At 52.9% G+C, this 21,633-nt stretch carries 23 protein-coding genes; all 23 read left to right on the top strand.

Annotation, left to right across the window (positions count from 1 at the left end; genetic code table 11):
* Nucleotides 1-18: 18 nt before the first annotated feature.
* The 23 genes from fur (at nucleotide 19) to spoVAE (ending at nucleotide 21,619) form a co-directional block, all read left to right on the top strand.
* Nucleotides 19-483, top strand: coding sequence for a ferric iron uptake transcriptional regulator (fur, locus tag BA6348_RS17215; protein ID WP_005827355.1), 465 nt, complete (start codon nucleotides 19-21; stop codon nucleotides 481-483).
* Nucleotides 484-601: 118 nt separating this feature from the next.
* The gene (ald, locus tag BA6348_RS17210) at nucleotides 602-1,732 is read left to right on the top strand and encodes an alanine dehydrogenase (RefSeq protein WP_122953136.1); all 1,131 of its coding nucleotides are present in this window, start codon (nucleotides 602-604) and stop codon (nucleotides 1,730-1,732) included.
* Between the two features lie 57 nt (nucleotides 1,733-1,789).
* Nucleotides 1,790-2,029, top strand: coding sequence for a YqzK family protein (locus BA6348_RS17205; RefSeq protein ID WP_005827357.1), 240 nt, complete (start codon nucleotides 1,790-1,792; stop codon nucleotides 2,027-2,029).
* 88 nt (nucleotides 2,030-2,117) lie between these two features.
* Complete coding sequence (xerD, locus tag BA6348_RS17200; protein ID WP_005827359.1) at nucleotides 2,118-3,005, top strand: site-specific tyrosine recombinase XerD; 888 nt, start codon at nucleotides 2,118-2,120, stop codon at nucleotides 3,003-3,005.
* Between the two features lie 168 nt (nucleotides 3,006-3,173).
* The gene (gene deoB / locus BA6348_RS17195; protein WP_122953137.1) at nucleotides 3,174-4,346 is read left to right on the top strand and encodes a phosphopentomutase; all 1,173 of its coding nucleotides are present in this window, start codon (nucleotides 3,174-3,176) and stop codon (nucleotides 4,344-4,346) included.
* Between the two features lie 60 nt (nucleotides 4,347-4,406).
* Nucleotides 4,407-5,216, top strand: coding sequence for a purine-nucleoside phosphorylase (locus tag BA6348_RS17190; protein ID WP_005827361.1), 810 nt, complete (start codon nucleotides 4,407-4,409; stop codon nucleotides 5,214-5,216).
* A 24-nt stretch (nucleotides 5,217-5,240) separates the two neighbouring features.
* Nucleotides 5,241-6,548 carry a pyrimidine-nucleoside phosphorylase gene (locus BA6348_RS17185; protein ID WP_005827363.1) on the top strand — a complete coding sequence of 436 codons (1,308 nt, stop codon included), beginning with the start codon at nucleotides 5,241-5,243 and terminating at the stop codon, nucleotides 6,546-6,548.
* 331 nt (nucleotides 6,549-6,879) lie between these two features.
* Nucleotides 6,880-7,350: an Lrp/AsnC family transcriptional regulator gene (locus tag BA6348_RS17180; protein WP_005827364.1), complete on the top strand. Its 471-nt coding sequence runs from the start codon at nucleotides 6,880-6,882 to the stop codon at nucleotides 7,348-7,350.
* A gap of 112 nt (nucleotides 7,351-7,462) precedes the next feature.
* Nucleotides 7,463-9,115 (top strand): peptide ABC transporter substrate-binding protein, encoded by a 1,653-nt coding sequence (locus BA6348_RS17175; RefSeq protein ID WP_007785533.1) that lies wholly within the window; start codon nucleotides 7,463-7,465, stop codon nucleotides 9,113-9,115.
* Nucleotides 9,116-9,363: 248 nt separating this feature from the next.
* Entirely contained in the window at nucleotides 9,364-10,296 is a 933-nt protein-coding gene (locus BA6348_RS17170; protein WP_005827367.1) for an ABC transporter permease, read from the top strand.
* A 7-nt stretch (nucleotides 10,297-10,303) separates the two neighbouring features.
* Nucleotides 10,304-11,221: an ABC transporter permease gene (locus BA6348_RS17165; protein ID WP_122953163.1), complete on the top strand. Its 918-nt coding sequence runs from the start codon at nucleotides 10,304-10,306 to the stop codon at nucleotides 11,219-11,221.
* Between the two features lie 14 nt (nucleotides 11,222-11,235).
* Complete coding sequence (locus BA6348_RS17160; protein ID WP_005827369.1) at nucleotides 11,236-12,231, top strand: ABC transporter ATP-binding protein; 996 nt, start codon at nucleotides 11,236-11,238, stop codon at nucleotides 12,229-12,231.
* A gap of 14 nt (nucleotides 12,232-12,245) precedes the next feature.
* Nucleotides 12,246-13,205 (top strand): ABC transporter ATP-binding protein, encoded by a 960-nt coding sequence (locus BA6348_RS17155; protein ID WP_005827370.1) that lies wholly within the window; start codon nucleotides 12,246-12,248, stop codon nucleotides 13,203-13,205.
* Between the two features lie 176 nt (nucleotides 13,206-13,381).
* A complete protein-coding gene (locus BA6348_RS17150; protein ID WP_122953138.1) occupies nucleotides 13,382-15,454 on the top strand; it encodes a methyl-accepting chemotaxis protein in 2,073 nt (690 codons plus the stop codon).
* A gap of 99 nt (nucleotides 15,455-15,553) precedes the next feature.
* On the top strand, nucleotides 15,554-16,741 hold the full coding sequence (locus BA6348_RS17145; protein WP_005827372.1) for a D-alanyl-D-alanine carboxypeptidase family protein: 1,188 nt from the start codon (nucleotides 15,554-15,556) through the stop codon (nucleotides 16,739-16,741).
* A gap of 149 nt (nucleotides 16,742-16,890) precedes the next feature.
* The gene (gene spoIIAA, locus BA6348_RS17140) at nucleotides 16,891-17,241 is read left to right on the top strand and encodes an anti-sigma F factor antagonist (RefSeq protein ID WP_005827373.1); all 351 of its coding nucleotides are present in this window, start codon (nucleotides 16,891-16,893) and stop codon (nucleotides 17,239-17,241) included.
* Nucleotides 17,242-17,691 (top strand): anti-sigma F factor, encoded by a 450-nt coding sequence (gene spoIIAB, locus BA6348_RS17135; protein ID WP_005827374.1) that lies wholly within the window; start codon nucleotides 17,242-17,244, stop codon nucleotides 17,689-17,691.
* An 11-nt stretch (nucleotides 17,692-17,702) separates the two neighbouring features.
* Nucleotides 17,703-18,458 carry an RNA polymerase sporulation sigma factor SigF gene (gene sigF, locus BA6348_RS17130; RefSeq protein WP_005827375.1) on the top strand — a complete coding sequence of 252 codons (756 nt, stop codon included), beginning with the start codon at nucleotides 17,703-17,705 and terminating at the stop codon, nucleotides 18,456-18,458.
* A gap of 156 nt (nucleotides 18,459-18,614) precedes the next feature.
* Entirely contained in the window at nucleotides 18,615-19,229 is a 615-nt protein-coding gene (locus BA6348_RS17125) for a stage V sporulation protein AA (protein ID WP_005827376.1), read from the top strand.
* Nucleotides 19,226-19,645 (top strand): stage V sporulation protein AB, encoded by a 420-nt coding sequence (locus BA6348_RS17120; protein WP_007785524.1) that lies wholly within the window; start codon nucleotides 19,226-19,228, stop codon nucleotides 19,643-19,645. Before BA6348_RS17125 ends, BA6348_RS17120 begins: the two co-directional genes overlap by 4 nt.
* 98 nt (nucleotides 19,646-19,743) lie before the next feature.
* Entirely contained in the window at nucleotides 19,744-20,229 is a 486-nt protein-coding gene (gene spoVAC, locus BA6348_RS17115; protein ID WP_005836019.1) for a stage V sporulation protein AC, read from the top strand.
* Between the two features lie 14 nt (nucleotides 20,230-20,243).
* Entirely contained in the window at nucleotides 20,244-21,269 is a 1,026-nt protein-coding gene (spoVAD, locus tag BA6348_RS17110) for a stage V sporulation protein AD (RefSeq protein ID WP_005836018.1), read from the top strand.
* Nucleotides 21,269-21,619, top strand: coding sequence for a stage V sporulation protein AE (gene spoVAE, locus BA6348_RS17105; protein WP_005836016.1), 351 nt, complete (start codon nucleotides 21,269-21,271; stop codon nucleotides 21,617-21,619). The genes spoVAD and spoVAE overlap by 1 nt, the downstream gene beginning before the upstream one ends.
* Nucleotides 21,620-21,633 lie beyond the last annotated feature (14 nt).

Raw genomic sequence — 21,633 nt, 5'->3', positions numbered from 1 at the left:
GAGCGGGGAGGGGCATTAATGTTGGAAGAAAAATTAGAGAAGATCAAGCAACAGTTGCATTCACAAAACTACAAGCTGACACCACAGCGTGAAGCCACTGTTCGCGTCTTGCTGGAAAATGAAGAAGATCACTTGAGTGCGGAAGATGTTTATTTGCTGGTGAAGGATAAAGCGCCCGAAATCGGGCTTGCGACTGTATACAGAACTCTTGAGCTTTTGAGCGACTTGAAAATCCTTCATAAAATGAACTTCGGCGATGGGGTAGCCAGATACGACCTTCGCGATGACAATGCGGCTTACCACCACCATCACCTCATTTGCCTCAACTGCGGCACTGTGGACGAGATTTTTGAAGACTTGCTTGTCAGTGCAGAAGAAAAGGTCAAGAATGTTTACAACTTTGCTATTACCGACCACCGTCTTACCTTTTACGGGATTTGCGGTCGCTGCATTGACAAAGTAAACGTGGAGGACTTCAAATAAGCCAACTTCTCTGGGAACGGAGAAGTTTTTTTCTTTTCTCTTTCGGCGCTTTTGTAATGGCCGACGTTTTCCTGTGGCATCCTAGAACAGTACATGGAGACAGGAGGCGAGATGGCTTTTGATTATTGGCGTACCGAAAGAGATCAAAAATAACGAAAACCGCGTCGGGCTTACTCCTGCTGGCGCCAGCTCCTACAGGCAAGCAGGACACCGCGTGCTGGTAGAGACGCAGGCGGGAGTAGGCTCCGGCTTTACCGATGAAGACTATGCCGCAGCAGGGGCGGAAATTCAGCCGTCGGCAGAGGAAGTGTGGAAAAACGCCGACATGATCTGCAAGGTCAAGGAGCCGCTGCCTGACGAGTACCCGTACTTCCGGGAAAACCTGATTCTGTTTACGTATCTGCACCTCGCGCCGGAGCGGGAGCTGACCGAGCAGTTGCGGGCGAAAAAAGTGGTGGCAATCGCCTACGAGACGATCCAGACCGACAGCGGGGCACTGCCGCTGCTCATGCCGATGAGCGAAGTGGCGGGGAGGATGTCCGTTCAGATCGGGGCGCAGTTTCTGGAGAAGCCACACGGCGGAAAAGGCGTCCTTTTGGGCGGGGTCCCCGGTGTTTTGCCTGGGCGCGTCGTCATTGTAGGCGGGGGCATCGTCGGGACGAATGCGGCGCGAATGGCGATCGGGCTTGGGGCCAATGTCAGTTTGCTCGACATTAACGCCAACCGGCTGCGCGAACTGGATGAAATGTTTGGCGGCAGGCTGCAGACGCTGATGTCCAACTCCTACAACATCGCCGAAGCGGTAAAAGACGCGGATTTACTGATTGGAGCCGTGCTCATTCCCGGCGCCCGCGCTCCGCGGCTGGTCACGGAGGAGATGGTCAAGACGATGTCGCCTGGCTCGGTCATTGTCGACGTGGCAATCGATCAGGGCGGCTCCATCGAGACGGTCGACCGCATATCCACCCACAGCGACCCGACGTATGTCCGGCATGGCGTCGTCCACTATTCGGTGGCCAACATGCCAGGGGCGGTACCGCGCACCTCGACGATTGCGTTGTCCAACGTGACGCTGCCGTACGGGCTTTTGCTCGCCAACAAAGGGTATCGGGCGGCGATTTCCCAGCATCGGGCCTTGGCGCGCGGGGTCAACGTGCTAAACGGACATATCGTTTACGAGGCTGTCGCCCGTTCGTTGAACTTGCCGTACACGCCGCTCGACGATGTGCTGCAGGAGCTTCCGCTGTAGAGCCGCATGGGCGAAGAGACAAGTGCATACATATGAAGAGAGCAGGGAGGTGGACAGATGGGGTTCCCGTATCGCCGGATGATGGAGGCGCTTCGCTTTTTGCTGTTATTCGTGACGTGCTCATTGCTCTCTTACGGTATCATCACGTTGCTTGCGGAAAAATTGCTGCCGGCCGACCCATACCACGAGCCGCACGGGAATGCCGTGAAGGTCGTGAAACTGATTAATTCCCCGCAAACACAGGACCTGGACGGCTACCTCGCGCGGTTGCAGTTGTTTTATTTGACGGGAGAGTAAATGCACTTTTTTGTGTGCGGGCAGCAGGAGATTTTTACTCGATGTGGAAAGCAATACAGGATACTTATCACCTGAAGGGGACAGCTTCATGGACAGTCTGATTGATCTATTTATCCATTTCCTCGCTGTGGAAAAGGGGCTATCGCGCAACACCCTGGAATCGTATCAGCGGGACATGGTCGCCTATACCTCGTATTTGCACGAGCAGGGCGTGACCCGGATCGAGGAATCAACGCGGACGCACATCATCGGCTACTTGCTCGTCCTGCGGGAAAAGGGGCGGGCAACCGCGACGCTTTCGCGCAATATGGCATCCATTCGCGCTTTCTACCAGTTTCTCGTTCGGGACAAAATCATCGACAAAGATCCTTCGATCCACCTGGAGACGCCCAAAATCGAAAAGCGCTTGCCAAAAGTGCTCTCGGTTGACGAAGTGGAGCGGCTTCTGGACAGTCCCCCTGTCAATCACCCGGCCGGGCTGCGGGACAAGGCGATGCTGGAACTGCTGTATGCGACAGGCATCCGCGTCTCTGAGCTGGTCAATCTGGACAAAGCGGATGTCAATCTGGATATGGGCTTTGTCAAATGCATGGGAAAAGGCTCCAAGGAACGGATTATTCCGCTTGGCTCCGTCGCCATTCAGATGGTCCGGCACTATTTGCAGGCAGGACGTCCCAAGCTGGTGAAGGGGACGGGCGAGTCAGCCTTGTTTCTCAATCATTTGGGCAAGCAGATCACGCGTCAGGGCTTTTGGAAAATTATCAAGCGCTATGCCGCGAAAGCGAATATCCGGGCGGAGATTACGCCGCATACCTTGCGTCATTCTTTTGCCACCCACCTGTTGGAAAACGGGGCGGACTTGCGCTCGGTACAGGAGATGCTCGGGCATGCGGATATTTCCACGACACAAATCTACACGCATGTGACCCGGACGAGGATCAAGGACATTTATGCCAAAACGCATCCGCGAGCGTAATGCCGATGCGGCTTGGGATACGATGAAGATACCCCCGACAACGCTAGACAAAAGAAACACAGATGACTCCGCCCGAGTCCGAGGCGGAGCAAGCTTATCTCCATCAGGTCAGACGTCTGACGACCTGGGATGAAACTTTATCCATTTTTTGAACTGGAGGCGTTAACATTGCGTTATTCACGTGTATTTCTGATCGTTATGGATAGCGTGGGAATCGGCGAACAGCCAGATGCTCCCAAATTCCGCGATGAAGGAGCCAACACGCTCGGCCATATCGCGGAGCGCGTCGCAGGCTTTGCTTTGCCGAACCTGCAAAAGCTCGGGCTCGGAAATATTGCCCCGCTAAAAGGCGTCCCTGCTGCGGAAGCTCCAGCCGCCCACTATGGGAAAATGCAGGAAATTTCCATGGGAAAAGATACGACGACAGGCCACTGGGAGATTATGGGCTTGCACGTCGCAACGCCGTTTCGGACGTATCCGGACGGTTTTCCAGCCGAGCTGATCGCGGAATTTGAACAGCGCATCGGGCGGAAGGTGCTTGGAAACAAAGTCGCTTCCGGTACGGATATTCTCGACGAGCTGGGCGAAGAGCACATGAAAACAGGGGCTGTCATTGTGTACACGTCTGCTGATAGCGTTTTCCAGGTGGCTGCCCACGAGGAAATCGTGCCGTTGGAGGAGCTGTATCGCATTTGCCAGGTGGCGCGCGAGCTTACTTTGCGGGATGAGTTTGCCGTGACGCGCGTGATCGCCAGACCGTTTGTCGGAGAGCCGGGCAACTTCACACGCACCGCCAATCGCCATGACTACTCCGTCAAGCCGTTCGAGCCGACCGTGATGAACCGTTTGCAGGATGCCGGACTGACCTCGATCGCGATCGGCAAAATCAGCGACATTTATGCCGAGGAAGGAATCACGCAGTCGATCCGAACCAAAGATAACATGGATGGCGTAGACCAATTGATCGGCACGATGAAGCAGTCGTTTACAGGTCTGTCGTTCGTCAACCTCGTCGACTTTGATGCGAAGTTCGGACATCGCCGCGATCCGGAAGGGTACGGCCAGGCGCTGATGGAGTTCGATGCCCGCATTCCGGAAATTTTGGCCGCCATGCAAGAAAACGACCTGCTCGTGATTACCGCTGACCACGGCAACGATCCGGTCCACCACGGAACCGACCATACGCGCGAATACGTTCCGCTCCTGGTGTACCACAAAGGCATACGCACAGGGGAAAACTTGGGCATTCGCGAAACATTTGCCGATCTCGGCGCGACGATTGCGGACAATTTTGGCGTGGCCGCTCCGGCAATCGGAAAAAGCTTCCTGAATCGTGTATAAAGGTTAAGTAATTATAAACATTTATATAGAAGAAACGTAACCGAAGAGGAGTGTTCACATATGGCAAATTTGCAAGAAGCAGTAGCGTTTATCGAACCAAAACTGGCGGAAAAGCCGACGATCGGGCTGGTATTGGGTTCCGGGCTGGGCGTTTTGGCCGATGAGATCGAAAATCCGGTCGTCATTCCGTACCACGAAATTCCGGGCTTCACCGTGTCCACGGTAGTCGGACACAAAGGGCAGCTCGTCATCGGCAAGCTGCAAGGCAAACAAGTAGTGGCGATGCAAGGCCGTTTCCACTTCTACGAAGGCCACGGGCTGGATGCAGTCGTTTTCCCGATCCGCGTGATGAAGCTTTTGGGCGTGGAGACGATCATCGTGACCAATGCGGCGGGCGGCATTAACGAAGGTTACGATCCGGGCGATCTGATGCTGATTTCCGACCATATCAACATGACTTTCCGCAACCCGCTGATCGGGCCAAACGACGACGAGCTGGGCGCGCGTTTCCCTGACATGTCCGAAGCGTACTCCAAAGAGCTGCGCCAACTGGCGCATCAAGTAGCGTCCGAGCAAGGCATCAAGCTGCGCGAAGGCGTGTACGTAGGATTGCTTGGCCCAAGCTACGAGACGCCGGCGGAAATCCGCATGCTCCGTCTGCTCGGCGGAGATGCCGTAGGGATGTCGACTGTTCCGGAAGTGATCGTCGCGCGCCACATGAAAGTAAAAGTGCTGGGCATTTCGTGCATCAGCAACATGGCAGCAGGCATTCTCGAACAGCCGCTTTCGCACGATGAAGTAATGGAGACGACCGAAAAAGTAAAAACGCAGTTCCTGGCATTGGTCAACGGCATCGTAGCCAAACTGTAAAGAACAAGGCGGAGGGGATTTTCTATGCGGATGGTCGATATGATTGCCAAAAAGCGTGACGGCGGCGAGCTGACAACCGAGGAAATACAGTTTCTCGTAGACGGATATACAGACGGAACCATTCCTGACTACCAGATGTCCGCCTGGGCGATGGCGGTTTTTTTCCGCGGCATGACAGCGCGCGAGACAGCAGATTTGACACTGGCTATGGCAGGCTCGGGCGAGCAGCTCGACTTGTCCTCGCTGGCAGGCATCAAGGTGGACAAGCACAGCACGGGGGGAGTAGGCGACAAGACGACGCTTGTCGTCGCCCCTCTGGTGGCAGCAGCAGGCATTCCCGTAGCGAAAATGTCGGGCCGCGGCCTGGGCTACTCGGGAGGAACGATCGACAAGCTGGAGTCGTTTAGCGGCTTTCAGGTAGAGCGCACACGCGAGCAGTTTTTGCAGCAGGTGCGCGATATTGGCGTGTCCGTCATCGGGCAGTCCGGCAACCTGACTCCGGCAGACAAAAAACTGTACGCGCTGCGTGACGTGACAGCGACCGTAGAAGCGGTTCCGCTGATCGCAAGCTCGATCATGTCCAAAAAGATTGCGGCGGGCGCTGACGCCATCCTGCTCGACGTAAAAGTCGGCAAGGGTGCGTTCATGAAAAGCCTGGAAGAAGCGGAAACGCTGGCAAACGCGATGGTCGCAATCGGCAGCCAGGTCGGACGCAAAACGGTGGCGGTCATCAGCGACATGAACCAGCCGCTCGGCTTTGCCGTGGGCAATGCGCTGGAAGTGAAAGAAGCCGTAGAGACGCTGGCTGGCAGAGGGCCAAAAGATTTGACCGAGCTTGCCCTCTCGATTGGCTCGCGCATGCTTGTTTTGGGTGGACTCGTTTCCACTGTTGAGGAAGGCCGCGTCAAGCTGGAGGAACTGATGACGAGCGGCAAAGCCGTGGACAAGCTGGCCGAGATGGTGGAAGCGCAAGGCGGCGACAAACAGGACGTGTACGACCTATCCCGTTTGCCGCAGGCGAAAATCATTCATCAGGTTGTCGCAGAGCAGGATGGCTATGTGGAGGCGATTGACGCCGAAGCGGTAGGGCATGCCTCTGTCGTCCTGGGAGCTGGCCGTCTGACGAAGGAAATGCCGATCGATCTGGCGGTAGGCTTCGTGCTGCACAAAAAGCGGGGAGACGAAGTCCGGGCCGGCGAGGCGCTGATGACGATCCACGCCAACGACGAGCAGCTTTTGCAAAGCGCGCTGGAAGAATTGCGGAATGCCTTCTCTATTTCGACAACAATTCCGTCCGCCCAGCCGCTGATTTATAAAATCATCGAGGCGTAAATCGCGCCTTTTTCTTGAAGGATCAACAAAGGAAAGAGTGTGCCTGCCTGGGGTGCGCACACTCTTTCTGTGTGTAAAAATACAGTTTTTCGAGAAAATATAGTTGATTAAATTGTCATTTTCCTTTTCAATATGAGATAGGAAGTGCTTGTTTGATAATATAAAAAAATTTTTACTGTTCGGCTACACTTTATAATGTTTTATAATTCTACTTGTCAAATTTCGTTGACACCGCTATCATTTCAGATTACTTTTAATGTAACAGACAAATTATTAAAGATTTTTTCGAGTTTCGTAAAAAAAGGATGGAGGTTCCCGGAAAAACGTATTTATGAGAAAGTTGGACCATGTTGACAAGCAGATTCTGCAAATCCTCCAGGAAGACGGACGAATCCCGTACACAGAAATCGCGCATCAACTTGGCGTGAGCGAGGGAACCATTCGATCTCGCATTACCCGTCTGTTGCAAGATGGAGTCTTTCAATTCGTTATTCATCCCGACCCGGCAAAGCTTGGGCTGAAAGTACAAGCAATCATCGGGTTGACCACCAAACTCGGTTCACAGAAAAATGTGGCAGAAGAGTTGAGCAAATTCTCTGCAGTCCGGTTTGTGGGTGCATTTAGCGGTAAGCACGACTTGATTATCCAAGCGTGTTTCCATAGCAATGACGAGCTGATCACTTTCGTCAATGAACGACTCTCTCAAATTGAAGGGATTGTAGGCGCGGATGTTTCGTTGGAACTGAAGCAGTACAAAGATTCCTTCTCTATCGTTCACGATGACGAGGTGACCCTGCAGTGAAAGGGGTTGATGCCTTCTAGCCGAAGTCAGGAAGCTTCGGGCCATGTTCGTTTTTTTCGTCCTTTATTTTCTGAAAAAAGACAAAAAAGAAAACGTACGGGGGGTTATTGCGTTGAAAAAGAATGTATTTGCACTTGTAAGCTCGATTGCAGTTTTGGGTACGGCATTGGCCGGTTGCGGTGGCCAGCAAGCTTCCACTCCAGCACAACCGTCAAACAATTCGAGCACCGAACAGCCTGCGGCAACACCAGAGGCAGAGAAAAAACCACAAGTTCTGAAACTGAACCTGCACTCTGAGCCACCTACGGCTGACCCTGGCCTTTCGGAAGACACTACTTCCGCAGCGATTATCCGCGCTACCTTTGACGGTCTCACCCGCATCGGAGAAGACGGAAAGCCTCATGAGGCGGCTGCCGAGAAAGTGGAAGTCTCTGAAGACATGCTGACCTACAAGTTCACCATTCGCGACGCAAAATGGAGCAATGGCGATCCGGTAACAGCGCACGACTTCGAGTACGCCTGGAAGCGGGCACTCGATCCGAAAACCGGAGCAAACTACGCTTATCAGCTCTACTACATTAAGAACGGTGAAAAAGCGAACAAAAACGAAGCTAAGCTTGATGATGTTGGTGTGAAGGCACTGGATGACAAGACTTTGGAAGTAAAGCTTGAAAATCCGACTCCATTCTTCCTGGAGCTGACTGCTTTCCCAACCTACTTCCCTGTTAACAAAAAAGTGATCGAAGCCAACGAGAAGTGGGCTGGCGAAGCGAAAACCCACGTGGGCAACGGCCCGTTCAAAATGGAATCCTGGGAGCACAAAAGCAAGCTCGTGCTCGTGAAAAACGAAAACTATTGGGACAAGGATGCCGTGAAGCTCGATCGCATCGAGTTCTCCATGGTAGAGGACGAGAACACCGAATTGTCCATGTTTGAAAACGGAGAACTGGATTGGGCGGGTGCTCCAATGAGCGCGCTGCCGACAGATGCGATTCCTGCGCTGAAGGAGCAAGGCAAAATTACGACCCAGCCAATCGCGGGTACGTACTGGTACAAGTTCAACGTGGAAAAACCTCCGTTCGATAATGTGAAGATTCGGAAAGCTTTTGCTTACTCGATTAACCGCCAAGCCCTGATTGACAATATTCTGCAAACCGGACAAATCCCGGCAACAGGGGCAGTACCGCCATCCATGGTCCTGAACCCGAACGGCTACTTCAAGGACAACGACCTGGAAACAGCGAAAAAGCTTTTGGAAGAAGGCATGAAAGAAAAAGGCCTGACAAAGCTGCCGCCAATTACCTTGTCGTACAACACTTCCGAAGGTCACAAAAAGATTGCGGAAGCGATCCAAGACCAATGGAAGAAAAACCTCGGAGTAGAAGTGAAGCTGGAAAACAAAGAGTGGAAAGTGTACCTGGAAGACATGCATGCGGGTAACTTCCAAGTAGGCCGTATGGGCTGGTTGGGCGACTTTAACGATCCAATCAACTTCCTGGAGCTGTACAAGGACAAACTGGGTGGAAACAACGATACGCGTTGGGAAAATCCGAAGTTCAAAGAGCTCCTGAACCAATCTGCTCTGGAAGCTGATCCGGAGAAGCGTAAGAAAATTCTCGCAGATGCCGAGCAAATCTTGATGGACGAAATGCCGATCATGCCAATTTACTTCTATACCAACTCTTGGGTACAGAAAGAAAACGTCAAAGGCGTTGTCATTGGCGGTCTGGGAGACGTCGACTGGAAATGGGCATACGTAGAGTAATCTAACTGAAGGAATCGGGTATTGCGGCAGAGGGTATATGGAAACCCATATACCTTCTGCTATGCAGTCCCTTCCCATAAATACCAGCTCGCAAACAAGCTGGAAAAGAAAAATATAGAGAGAAAAGTTTCAACGCAAGAGATCATTTTTGGGTTATTTACACAGCCGATTTTTGCACTGTGTCGGTAACGTCCGCAGTGTAAAGATGGGACGTGAAAGCAATCAAATCTGTCAAGGGGGTAAATTAGTTGATCCGTTATCTTGGTAAGCGCATCATCTTCATGCTCATCTCGCTCTTCCTGATTGTAACGGCCACCTTCTTCATCATGAAAGCGGTACCGGGTGGACCATTTACATCAGAGAAAAACGTTCCTGATGAGATTAAAGCGGCACTCGAGGCCAAATACAAGCTGAATTTGCCGCTGCACGAGCAGTACTTCGAATATTTGAAGGGTGTCGTTACTTGGGATTTGGGCCCGTCGTTTACAGAAAAATCTTCGACGGTAAACGAAATGATTAATCGCGGTTTCCCTGTATCAGCGCACTTGGGAGCACAAGCATTGCTCTTGGCAATCTTCGGAGGTATTATCCTTGGGGTGGTTGCAGCACTGAAGCATAACAAGTGGCAAGATTATTCCGCTATGGTGATAGCAGTTTTGGGGCTATCCGTTCCAGGTTTCATCTTGGCATCATTTTATCAGTATTTCTTCGCGATTCAATGGGGTCTTTTGCCTATCGCAAAATGGGAAGGCTTCGAGTACACGATTTTGCCATCTCTCGCACTCGCCGCGTCGCCAATGGCTTTTATCGCTCGTTTGACGCGTTCCAATATGATTGAAGTCCTTGGACAAGACTACATCAAAACGGCAAAAGCAAAAGGTCTGCACACCTTTACGATTACCGTGAAGCATGCAATTCGCAACGCGCTCTTGCCGGTTATTACTTACCTCGGTCCATTGATTGCCAACATCCTGACTGGTGCATTCGTTATCGAGCGTATCTTCGGGGTTCCTGGTCTGGGTCGTGAATTCGTATTGTCCATCACCAACCGCGACTACACGGTTATCATGGGGACAACGGTCTTCTACTCCATCATTCTCGTAGTGATGATCCTGATTGTGGACATCGCGTACACCTTGGTAGACCCACGAATTAAACTCGCAGACGCAGGAAGGGAGTAATGTGAAAATGCAGCAATTGACAAAAGAGCATTTTGAACCGATTTCGGTCGATCTTCGCCAAGCAGAAGCGATCAAGCGTCCGAGCCTCTCTTTCTGGGCGGATGTATGGCGTCGCTTGAAAATGAATAAAGTCGCGATGGCTTCCTTGATCTTTATCGTCGCGCTGATGGTATGTGCTGTCGTCATTCCGATGGTGTCTTCCAACGACTATTTCACAACCGATTTGGCTGGCAAAAACAAAAAGCCATCCGCTGAGCACTGGTTTGGTACGGATGACCTTGGACGCGACATGTTCGTGCGGATTTGGTACGGAGCTCGCATTTCCTTGGAAGTTGGTCTGGCTGCTGCCTTCATCGACTTGATTATCGGGGTCATCTGGGGCTGTATTGCCGTTTTCTATGGCGGTAAAGTAGACGAGATCATGATGCGTTTCGCTGATATTTTGTTCGCTATTCCGTACTTGCTTGTCGTTATTTTGCTGATGGTTGTCTTAGCCCCCGGGGTCGGCACGATCATTATCGCCTTGACGATAACGGGGTGGATTGGGATGGCCCGGATTGTGCGCGGGCAAATTTTGCAGCTCAAATCGCAAGAATTCGTGCTGGCAGCGCGCTCCCTTGGTGCTGACAGCGGCCGTTTGATCTTTAAACACCTGATTCCAAACGCTTTGGGTCCAATCATCGTTACGCTCAGCTTGACTGTACCGTCCGCGATTTTCGCAGAGTCTTTCCTGTCCTTTATCGGTTTGGGGGTAGCGGCGCCTGTTGCTTCCTGGGGCACGATGTCCTCAGAAGGTTTGCCTGCCATGAAGTACTATCCGTGGCGGTTGATGTTCCCGGCCCTTTTCATCTCCGTGACCATCTTGGCATTTAACTTGTTTGGTGACGGTCTGCGCGATGCAGTAGACCCACGCCTGCGTAAATAGGAGGGATCATCGTTATGGAACGCATTCTCGAAGTAAAAGACCTGCATGTCTCCTTCCATACGTATGCAGGTGAAGTCAAAGCAGTACGAGGCGTTAATTTTCACGTAAATCGCGGGGAAGCAGTAGCGATTGTAGGGGAGTCCGGTTGCGGTAAATCCGTAACCGCTCAAACCCTCATGAAGCTGATCCCGATGCCGCCAGGCGAGATCAAAAAAGGCGAAATCCTCTTTAATGGACAGAACATTGTCAAAAAGTCGAATAAAGAAATGGAATCCATCCGCGGAAAAGACATCGGGATGATTTTCCAGGACCCGATGACATCGTTGAACCCGACGATGACCATTGGCAACCAGATTACCGAGGGACTTATCAAGCACCAAAACATGAGCCGTGCAGCCGCTCGCGATCGCGCGATTGAGCTGTTGACCATGGTAGGTATCCCGCAACCGGAAAAACGTGTGGAGCAATATCCACACGAGTTTTCCGGCGGGATGCGCCAACGGGCGATGATCGCCATCTCTCTCGCCTGTTCGCCCAAGCTGTTGATAGCGGATGAGCCGACAACAGCTTTGGACGTAACGATTCAGGCTCAGATTTTGGATTTGATGAAAGACTTGCAAAAGAAAACGGGTACTTCCATTATCCTCATTACGCATGACCTTGGTGTTGTTGCTGAGATGTGCGACCGCGTAATCGTCATGTACGCTGGGAAAGTGATTGAAACGGGCACAGTAGATGACATTTTCTACAACCCGCAACATCCGTACACGAAAGGTCTGCTGCGCTCTGTGCCGCGTCTGGACTTGAACCGTGATGAGCCGTTGACTCCGATCTTCGGAACACCGCCGGACCTTCTGCGTCCGCCAGTGGGCTGTGGCTTCACCGCTCGCTGCGAATCGGCTATGCGTGTTTGCCAGGAGATCGATCCTGAGTTGAACGAAATCAGCACGACCCAACGAGCAGCATGCTGGCTGCAGCACCCGCTCGCTCAGAACCGCGCAGGATCGTAGGAGGAGGGTAAACAGTGGATAACCGTGAGACACTCATTGAAGTACGCAACTTGAAAAAGTTCTTTTCCATTGGCGATAATACTCTGAAAGCTGTGAATGATATCTCGTTTGAAATCAAACGGGGGGAAACTCTCGGGGTAGTAGGGGAGTCCGGCTGTGGGAAGTCCACCGCGGGTCGTACGATTCTTCGTTTATATGACGCGACTGGCGGGGACGTCCTCTTTGAAGGCAAAAGCATCATGAATTTGAATCATCAGGAAATGAAGGCCATGCGCCGCAACATGCAGATGATTTTCCAGGACCCGTACGCTTCCTTGAACCCGCGTATGACTGTTGGGGATATCATCGGCGAGGCGCTTGACATTCACGGCCTTGCTACCGGGCAAAAGCGCAAGGAACGCATCCAGGAGCTGCTTTCTTTGGTCAGCTTGAACCCTGAGCACATGAACCGCTTCCCGCACGAGTTTTCGGGCGGTCAGCGCCAACGTATCGGGATTGCCCGTGCGCTGGCTGTAGAACCTAAGTTTATTGTTTGTGACGAGCCGATTTCCGCTCTCGACGTATCCGTTCAGGCACAGGTTGTCAACCTGCTTGAGCAGCTTCAGGAAAGAATGGGCCTGACCTACATGTTCATTGCCCATGACCTGTCGATGGTGAAATACATCTCCGACCGCGTTGCCGTTATGTACCTGGGCAAAATGGTCGAGCTGGCCGAAAGCGACGCTTTGTATGAAAAACCGCTCCATCCTTATACGCAAGCCCTGTTGTCTGCGATTCCGATCCCAGACCCAGAGGTGGAGCGCAACCGCGAGCGCATCGTGCTGCAAGGTGATGTACCTAGCCCAATGAACCCGCCAAGCGGCTGTCATTTCCGCACGCGTTGCCCGAAAGCAATGCCGGAGTGCGCTGCATCTGTACCAGTATGGAAAGAAGTCGAGCCCGGACACTTCGCTGCTTGTCACTTGTACAATTAATCTTTTCATGAAGAAAGCGAGTTCTCGGATGCATCAGACCCGGAACTCGCTCCTTTCATAAAGGGAGGTTTTACCACTTGGAAAACAGGGTATAAGTACAGTTGATAACCTTTTTCAAGGGTATTTTTTTCAAAACCATCACTAGAAAATGTAGGGTATGAAAAGGAGGCAGCATCATGAGCCGATTTTTGTCGCCGAAATGGAAAAAGAAAGGGGCTGGGTTTTCGTTTTCTGGAAAAGGAAAGATCAAGAGCCTGCTCGCCACAGAAAAACTGCGGGGCTCCCTGGCAACAAAGATGATTGTCTTTGGCTTGATTCTCGTACTTATCATTATTGGCTCGTTGCAATACATAGCGCTTTCTTTTTCAAAATCTACTTTGCTCTCCATTACTTCCAAGCAAGCGAAAATGCTGGCGGAGCAGCACGCGGCCAGCATGGAAGACTGGATTCAAACAATCGTGAAGTCGACAGAATCGGCTGCCGCCAAGCGCGTCATGATGACAGAGCTGGAGCCGTTGATTATGGAGCAGTTCACGCTGATGCGGCAATCGCATAAAGAAATATCCAAAATTTATTTGATAGACAGCAGCAGCGGGAGGTCGCTCTACTCCCTGACCGGGAAAAACGAGATTGACTTCAAGCAAAAGCAGTATTACCAACGGGTCATGAGTACCGGGAAAACGGTCATTTCAGACGAGGAAATTGTTGAGGGCATTAATAAGAGTTTTCTTTATATTGCGACACCTGTCGGGGAGAAAAACAGCGATACGAGCCGCATGTTCGTCGTCGGATTTACGATTGACCAGATGACGGAAAAAATTCCGGAAATCTCCTTCATGCAAAACGGATATGCGTTTGTCGTTCGGCAGGACGGGCTGGTCGTTGCTCACCAAAACCCGCAAAACAACAACAAGCTGGTGCTCGCAGGGCAGTCGGACTACGAGGAAATGCTGGAGTTGATGAAGCATGACATGAGCAACAGCCTGTTGTACTCCGATCACGGCAAAGATTCCTTCGCTGCCTTTGCGCCGATCCACCTGTTGAAGTGGAACGTCGTCCTGTCGACGGGCAGCGATGAAGTGTACGGCGAAGTGAATGGCATGTGGCTGTACTTTGTCCTGTTCAGCCTGCCGATTATTGCGCTGTCGGTATGGGCGATCTGGTGGTTCGCCAAGCGGATTCGCCTCTCGCTGTTTGCGATTGCCAGAGACATGGATCGCATCGGCTCAGGCCACTTCGACGTCCATGTCAACGTAAACGGCAATGACGAGCTGGCGATGGTAGGCCGCAAAATGAACGAGATGGCTGCCGAGCTGCGCAAGCTGATTGCGCTCGTGCAAGGACAAGCAACCCAGTTGAACGTGGCGACAGACGAGCTGACGCAGTTCGCCCAGGACAACAAAGGGGCGATCAGCGTCATCACTGACAACATCTCGACGATCGCGCAACGGGTTTCCACGCAGACGAACGAGGTGCAGGCGACGGCGACGACCGTCTCGGAAATCTCGCAAGGCGTCGAGCAGGTAGCGATCGCGGCGGAGTCCACTTCGATTGCGACGACGCGGACGTTTGAGCGCGCCCAGGGCGGTATGCAACTGGTCGAGGACGTCATTGACACGGTACGCCGCGCGACAGGCGAGGTGGAACGCACAGCCGCGCAAATGCACAGCTTGCGCGAGCGGGCCCGCGAGATTACCAGTATCGTCGAAATGATTACGAGCATCGCCTCACAGACAAATTTGCTCGCGTTGAACGCGGCGATTGAGGCGGCGCGCGCAGGCGAAGCAGGACGCGGCTTCTCGGTCGTGGCGAGCGAGGTGCGCAAGCTGGCAGAAGAGAGCAGCTCCTTCTCCGAGCGCATTGCCGCTATCGCTCACTCGATTAACGATGAAGCGATGGATATGAGCAAGCATATGGACGAAATCGTCACGATGGTAGGCGGCGGCTTGAAGTCTGTCGAGTCTGTGGGCACGACGTTCCAAAACATCGTGGCGGAGATTCAGTCGGCTGCGGAGCAGAGCGAGTCCATGACGGCGACCTCCGAGGAAATGGCTGCGGGCAATCAGGTTGTAACCAATTCGATGCAGCGTCTGGCCAGCATGTCCGACGAAATCAGCGAGTCGATCTCCGGGGTTGTCGAGACGGTAGACGAGCAGTTGAATTCGATTGCGCGCATCAACGAAAATGTGGAACAATTGAAAAAGATGGCAGACGAATTGACGGAAAATGTCAGCCGTTTTGTGATCTAAAACGAATCCCTTCTGCGAAATGCGGAAGGGATTTTTTTTGTGAATATTTTCCTACCCCCTTGGTGAGAATAAAACCATGAATGGAGGGAAGGGACTGCTATGAAACGGATAGGATACTTGGCTTCTTGCTTCATCATGTGTGTGACCATCTTTTCTCCGATGGGTGCGTTGGCAAAAGAAAAAGCAGCTCCGCCAAACAGCGAGATGAATTTTGCCCCGCACGCCTCGTCTGCGATCATGATTGAAGCAGACACGGGAACGGTGTTGTACGAAAAAAATGCAAACGAAAAAATGCCACCCGCCAGCATCACCAAGGTGATGACGATGCTCTTGATTATGGAGGCGGTGGAGCGGGGAGAGCTTAAATTTACCGATAAGGTTAGAACCAGCGAACGAGCAGCGTCGATGGGCGGCTCGCAAATCTTTTTGCAGCCCGGCGAGGAAATGACGGTAGAGGACATGATAAAAGGCATCGCGATCGCCTCGGGCAACGACGCTTCAGTCGCCATGGCAGAGCATCTCGCCGGAACGGAAGAGAGCTTTGTCAACCGGATGAACGAGCGGGCGAAGCAGTTGGGGATGAAAAACACGCATTTTGTCAACTCTAACGGCTTGCCTGCGGAAAATCACTACTCCTCTGCGGCAGACATCGCGATCATGTCGCGTGAGCTGCTGAAGCACGAAGGGATTACGAAGTTTACCGGGACGTACCAGGATTATTTGCGCAAAGACTCGGCAAGCCCGTTCTGGTTGGTCAATACGAACCGGCTCGTCCGTTTTTACGAAGGCGTAGACGGCTTGAAGACCGGCTTTACAGGCGAGGCCAAGTACTGCCTGACCGCTACCGCCAAACGCAACAATATGCGCATCATCGCGGTCGTTATGGGCGAGCCTGACGTCAAGACGCGCAACAACGAAGTGTCCACGATGTTCAACTACGCTTTCACCCATTTCCAGGTGATGCCGATGTACAAAAAAGGCGAGACGGTGGAGTCGCTCACGGTGGATAAAGGGCAGACGCCCAAAGTCAACGTGGTGACGCCACAAGCCGTCAGCCTGCTGATGAAAAAAGGCGAGTCGGCGGACACGTACACGAAAGAAGTCGTCATGAACCGCTCCGTCAACGCTCCACTCTCGAAGGACCAGGTCGTCGGCCATATTTTCATCCGCACGAAAGACGGCCGCGAAGTAAACCGGATTGACCTGTTCCCGGAGCAACAAGTGAATAAAGCAAGCATGTGGGAGATTCTCAAGCGAACCACCAAGGGCGTTTTGATTAGTTACTGACAGACAGCAAAGAAGCGCGAAAAGAATCGAGTTGCCTCGAATGCGATGGCGCGGCTGCTCGATTTTTTTGTTCTTTTGTCGCCTGGCAGGAATTGGTTTGGGCGAAGCAGAAAGAGAGGGTTATTCAAGGGAGAAGGAGTGAGTCAGCCATGAGTTTACGGATTGCGATGGAGACCCGGCAGGACGTGCTGGTGATCCGCTTGCAGGGAGAGCTGGACCATCATACAGCCGAAGAGCTGCGCAGCAAAGTGGATGATATTTTGCGTACACCCAACATTCGTCATATCGTACTGAGCCTGGCTGATTTGGCTTTCATGGACAGTTCCGGTATCGGCGTGATTTTGGGGCGCTACAAGCAAATATCCGCCCGCTCGGGGGAAATGTACGTATGCTCGATCAACCCCACCATTTACCGGATCTTTGAAATGTCTGGCCTGTTCAAAGTAATCAAGTTCCGCGAAAATGAAGCAGATGCTCTGCTTGTTCTGGGGGTGGCGTAAATGAAGGTACAGCGCAATTTTATGTCCGTATCGTTTGCTGCACTGAGCCAAAATGAGGCGTTTGCGCGAATTGCGGTCGCTTCGTTTATCTCGCAGCTCGACATCACGATGGATGAGCTGGAGGAGATCAAGACGGTTGTATCCGAGGCTGTCACGAACGCCATCATTCACGGCTACGACGAAAATCCAGAGGGCGTGGTACATATCTCTGTGCGAATCGACGAGGGAGCTGTGGAGCTGGTCGTGGAGGACAACGGAAAAGGAATCGAGGATGTGGAGCAGGCGATGCAGCCGCTTTATACGACCAAGCCTGAGCTGGAGCGCTCGGGAATGGGCTTTACCATTATGGAGAATTTCATGGATTCTTTGGAAGTCGCGACGGCTGTTGGTAAAGGGACAACCGTTCGTCTGACCAAACGCCTGTCGTTTGCCAAAGCCTTGCAAAATTAGGGGTAGTGCCAATGGGTGCCGATATCAAAAATGCGAGTCAACCATTTCTGACCAATGACCAAGTGAAAGAGCTAATCGCCAAAAGCCAGGCTGGAGACACCGAAGCGCGCGAGCTTCTTGTGAACAGCAATATCCGGTTGGTCTGGTCCGTCGTCCAGCGCTTTATCAACCGAGGGTACGAAGCGGATGATTTGTTTCAAATTGGTTGTATTGGCCTCTTGAAAGCTGTGGACAAATTCGACCTTTCCTATGACGTCAGGTTCTCGACGTATGCCGTGCCGATGATTATTGGCGAAATCCAACGGTTTTTGCGTGATGACGGCACAGTCAAGGTTAGTCGATCGCTCAAGGAGACCGCGAACAAGGTGCGACGAACAAAGGATGAGCTGTACAAGCAATTTGGCCGCGCACCCACGATTGCCGAGGTGGCAGACGCCGTCGGAATCACGCCGGAGGAAGTGGTGTTTGCCCAGGAAGCGAATCGGGCGCCTTCCTCGATTCACGAGACAGTCTTTGAGAATGACGGAGACCCGATTACGCTGATCGACCAGATCGCCGACGAAGGCGTGAACAAGTGGTTTGAAAAAATCGCGCTGAAGGATGCGATCAGTCGGTTGAGCGAGCGCGAGCAGCTCATTGTCTATTTGCGCTACTACAAAGACCAGACCCAGTCTGAGGTGGCGGAGCGGCTCGGAATCTCCCAGGTTCAGGTGTCCCGTCTGGAGAAGCGCATTTTGCAAACGATCAAGGATCAGATCGAACACTGATAGCCGAATAGAAGGATGGAAAACACCGAAGCCTGGCGCTTGGGTGTTTTTGGTTTGCCTGTACATGGCAGCCGCAGCCTTTTTTAGGGTATGGATTTTGGCTGCGGGCACATACTACGGGATAAATGAGCACGTTTTAGGCAGGGAGGAGTTTTCATGAAAGACGCGCTGTTTCTCCGTCTGAGAAAGCGTCTGGCAGTCAAGCCGGAGGCGATGATTACGCTAGGGGATATTTGCCAGCTTTTTTGGGATGGGAAACGCGAGGATGCGTTAAAGCGAATGCCAATCTATCAGGTCAAGCCGACGGACGGCAACTTGATCGTCATCGACATCATGCAGGTTATCCAGAGAGTCCGCTCCGTCTATCCGGAAGTCGAGCTGGAAATCCAGGGAGCGCCGCAAATCATTGTGGAAGTGCTGAACCCGCGGAAAAAAGCGAACCCTGTGCTGGTTGCGCTCGTCTGGCTGCTTTTGTTCATCGGCTCGGGCCTGGCGATTATGAACTTCCACACGGACGTCAGCATGCGCGAGGTGCACGAGCGCATTTTTTATCTCATCACGGGTGAGCAGAGCAAGCAGCCGCTCTGGCTGCAGATTCCGTATTCGATCGGGATCGGCATGGGGATGATTTTGTTTTTCAACCATATTTTCGAGAAAAAAATCAACGAAGAGCCAAGCCCCCTGGAAGTGGAGCTGTTCATGTACCAGCAAAGCCTCGACCAGTACTACATCCAGAACGAGAACAAAGAAAACCAGCGAACGAAGCTATGAGCGTATGGGCATGCGGCTTGCTGGTCTTGATTGGACTGGGCGGCGGGCTTGCGGTGGGGAGCGGGCTTGTCGCCTTCATTACCGTGCTGGACATTATCCCGAGGCTGACGCAACTGACCAACGCTCACCGTCATATTCGCGCACTGGAATGGGCCTTGGTGATGGGGGCGCTTTTTTTTACGCTGATTGACTTTTTTCACGTCAAAGCTCATATGCCAGTCGTCGTTACCTCGCTTTACGGGCTGTTTGCGGGCGTATTTGTCGGCACACTGGCTGCCGGCTTGACCGAGGTGCTGAACGTCTTTCCGATTTTGGCGAAGCGGATCAGCATGGATGGCAGTCTGCTGTTTCTGTTGATGGCGGTCGTGTTCGGCAAAGTCACCGGCTCGCTTCTGCAATGGCTCTTGCATCTGTGAATTGGTAAATACCGCTATTCATAGGCAAAGTTTGAAGAAGGAAAGATAGAGGTAGGGGACCTGGCAGGATCTATGGACTTACAAAGGAGTGAAAGGGCATGGCAACCAAAACGAAATCGAAATCGCTCGGATCGATGCAGATGACGAAGCAGCTTTACCAGCAGCAGGCTTCCAAGTATCAGCCGAAGCGCAATGTCCTCTTGAACTCGTTGCGGGCGTTTTGGGTCGGGGGAACGATTTGTCTTTTGGGACAGGTTATTCAAAATATGTATATCCATTTTTTCGGCTTTACCGAGAAGACCGCGAGCAATCCGACAGTTGCCACGCTGATCTTTTTGTCTGTGCTGCTGACGGGGCTCGGCGTCTATGACAACATCGGCCAGTACGCCGGGGCGGGCTCTGCCGTTCCGGTAACGGGCTTCGCCAACTCCATCGCGTCGGCCGCTATCGAGCATCGCAGCGAGGGACTGGTTCTCGGAGTGGGCGGCAACATGTTCAAGCTCGCAGGCTCCGTCATTGTGTTCGGGGTGGTGGCGGCCTTTGTTGCGGGCGTTTTAAAAAGCCTGTATCACATGTTCTTTTGACGGGAGGGCTGTCTGTGTCAAGCAATCCACAACAGAAACGCGTGAGCCGCCAGACCTGGCGCTTCGACCAAAACGTCCGCCTGCAAAGCTCGGCGGTCGCAGTAGGGCCGAAGGAAGGCGAAGGGCCACTGGCCTCCTTGTTTGACGTGATTCACGACGACATGTACGCAAGCCAGGATACGTGGGAGAATGCGGAGCGGAAGCTGATGGAGGACGCCGTCTCCACCGCGCTGAAAAAAGCGGGCGTGACGGGCCAGGACGTCGATGTCATTTTGGCAGGCGATCTGCTGAATCAGAACATCACGACCAACTTCACGGCCGAAAAGCTGGAGATTCCGCTGTTGGGGATGTACGGGGCGTGCTCGACCTCGATGCTGACACTGGCTACGGCGACGGCTCTGGTAAACGCAGGCTACGCAGACAGGGCAGTAGCTGCCTGCAGCAGCCATAACGCCACGGCAGAGCGACAGTATCGCTATCCGACCGAATACGGCGGGCAAAAGCCGCCGAGCGCGCAATGGACCGTGACGGGAGCGGGAGCCGGGCTGATTGGAATTGGGGGGACGGGGCCGCGGATTACGTATGCGACGCTGGGAAAAGTGGTGGACATGGGCATAAAAGACCCGTTTGACATGGGCTCAGCCATGGCACCTGCGGCGGTATCGACCTTTTTGACCCATTTTCAGGATACGGGACGAGAGCCGAAAGACTACGATCTGATCGTGACAGGCGATTTGGCGTCTGTCGGCTATCCGATCGTCAAAGAGCTGATGCTCGCAGAAGGCTACGATATGGACGGGGTGTACAACGACTGCGGCCTGATGATCTACACGCCGGATCAGGACGTATTCGCAGGCGGCAGCGGCTGCGCCAGCAGCGCCGTTGTGACCTACAGCTACATTATGGACCAGTTGAACCGCGGCTTGCTGAAAAAAGTGCTGGTATGCGCGACGGGGGCTCTGCTCAGTCCGGTCAGCACGCAGCAAGGCAATTCGATTCCGTGCATCGCCCATGCGGTTGCGCTCGAAGGAGGACAATGATGGAATATGTAATTGCATTTGTCGTCGGAGGGCTTGTCTGCGTCATCGGGCAACTGCTTCTCGATGTCGGCAAGCTCACCCCGGCTCACGTGATGAGTACGTTGGTAGTGTCAGGGGTTGTGCTCGATTTTATCGGCGTGTACGACAAGTTCATTGATTTTGCCGGAGCAGGTGCCACGGTGCCGATTACGAGCTTCGGACATGCGCTGTATCACGGAGCGATCAGCGAAGCGGAGCAAAACGGCCTGATCGGGGTCGCTACCGGCATTTTTGAAGTCACCAGTGCAGGGATATCGGCTGCGATTGCGTTCGGCTTTTTGGCTTCGCTCGTCTTCAAACCGAAAGGCTGACGCAGCAGGGACGG

The organism is Brevibacillus agri, assembly GCF_004117055.1.
In the GTDB taxonomy this organism is placed as follows: Bacteria; Bacillota; Bacilli; order Brevibacillales; family Brevibacillaceae; genus Brevibacillus; species Brevibacillus agri.
The sequence above is the reverse complement of the archived record's forward strand: the minus strand, read 5'-3'. Positions and strand labels throughout refer to the sequence as shown.

Bases quoted from the DNA above. Each gene is read 5' to 3' on its own strand.
- BA6348_RS17160 (WP_005827369.1), top strand. From the start codon at position 11,236: ATGGAACGCATTCTCGAAGTAAAAGACCTGCATGTCTCCTTCCATACG.
- BA6348_RS17190 (WP_005827361.1), top strand. From the start codon at position 4,407: ATGGCAAATTTGCAAGAAGCAGTAGCGTTTATCGAACCAAAACTGGCG.
- BA6348_RS17145 (WP_005827372.1), top strand. From the start codon at position 15,554: ATGAAACGGATAGGATACTTGGCTTCTTGCTTCATCATGTGTGTGACC.
- BA6348_RS17180 (WP_005827364.1), top strand. From the start codon at position 6,880: ATGAGAAAGTTGGACCATGTTGACAAGCAGATTCTGCAAATCCTCCAG.
- fur (WP_005827355.1), top strand. From the start codon at position 19: ATGTTGGAAGAAAAATTAGAGAAGATCAAGCAACAGTTGCATTCACAA.
- spoVAC (WP_005836019.1), top strand. From the start codon at position 19,744: ATGGCAACCAAAACGAAATCGAAATCGCTCGGATCGATGCAGATGACG.
- BA6348_RS17205 (WP_005827357.1), top strand. From the start codon at position 1,790: ATGGGGTTCCCGTATCGCCGGATGATGGAGGCGCTTCGCTTTTTGCTG.
- spoIIAB (WP_005827374.1), top strand. From the start codon at position 17,242: ATGAAGGTACAGCGCAATTTTATGTCCGTATCGTTTGCTGCACTGAGC.
- spoVAE (WP_005836016.1), top strand. From the start codon at position 21,269: ATGGAATATGTAATTGCATTTGTCGTCGGAGGGCTTGTCTGCGTCATC.
- sigF (WP_005827375.1), top strand. From the start codon at position 17,703: ATGGGTGCCGATATCAAAAATGCGAGTCAACCATTTCTGACCAATGAC.
- BA6348_RS17120 (WP_007785524.1), top strand. From the start codon at position 19,226: ATGAGCGTATGGGCATGCGGCTTGCTGGTCTTGATTGGACTGGGCGGC.
- BA6348_RS17185 (WP_005827363.1), top strand. From the start codon at position 5,241: ATGCGGATGGTCGATATGATTGCCAAAAAGCGTGACGGCGGCGAGCTG.
- BA6348_RS17165 (WP_122953163.1), top strand. From the start codon at position 10,304: ATGCAGCAATTGACAAAAGAGCATTTTGAACCGATTTCGGTCGATCTT.
- xerD (WP_005827359.1), top strand. From the start codon at position 2,118: ATGGACAGTCTGATTGATCTATTTATCCATTTCCTCGCTGTGGAAAAG.
- spoIIAA (WP_005827373.1), top strand. From the start codon at position 16,891: ATGAGTTTACGGATTGCGATGGAGACCCGGCAGGACGTGCTGGTGATC.
- BA6348_RS17150 (WP_122953138.1), top strand. From the start codon at position 13,382: ATGAGCCGATTTTTGTCGCCGAAATGGAAAAAGAAAGGGGCTGGGTTT.
- BA6348_RS17125 (WP_005827376.1), top strand. From the start codon at position 18,615: ATGAAAGACGCGCTGTTTCTCCGTCTGAGAAAGCGTCTGGCAGTCAAG.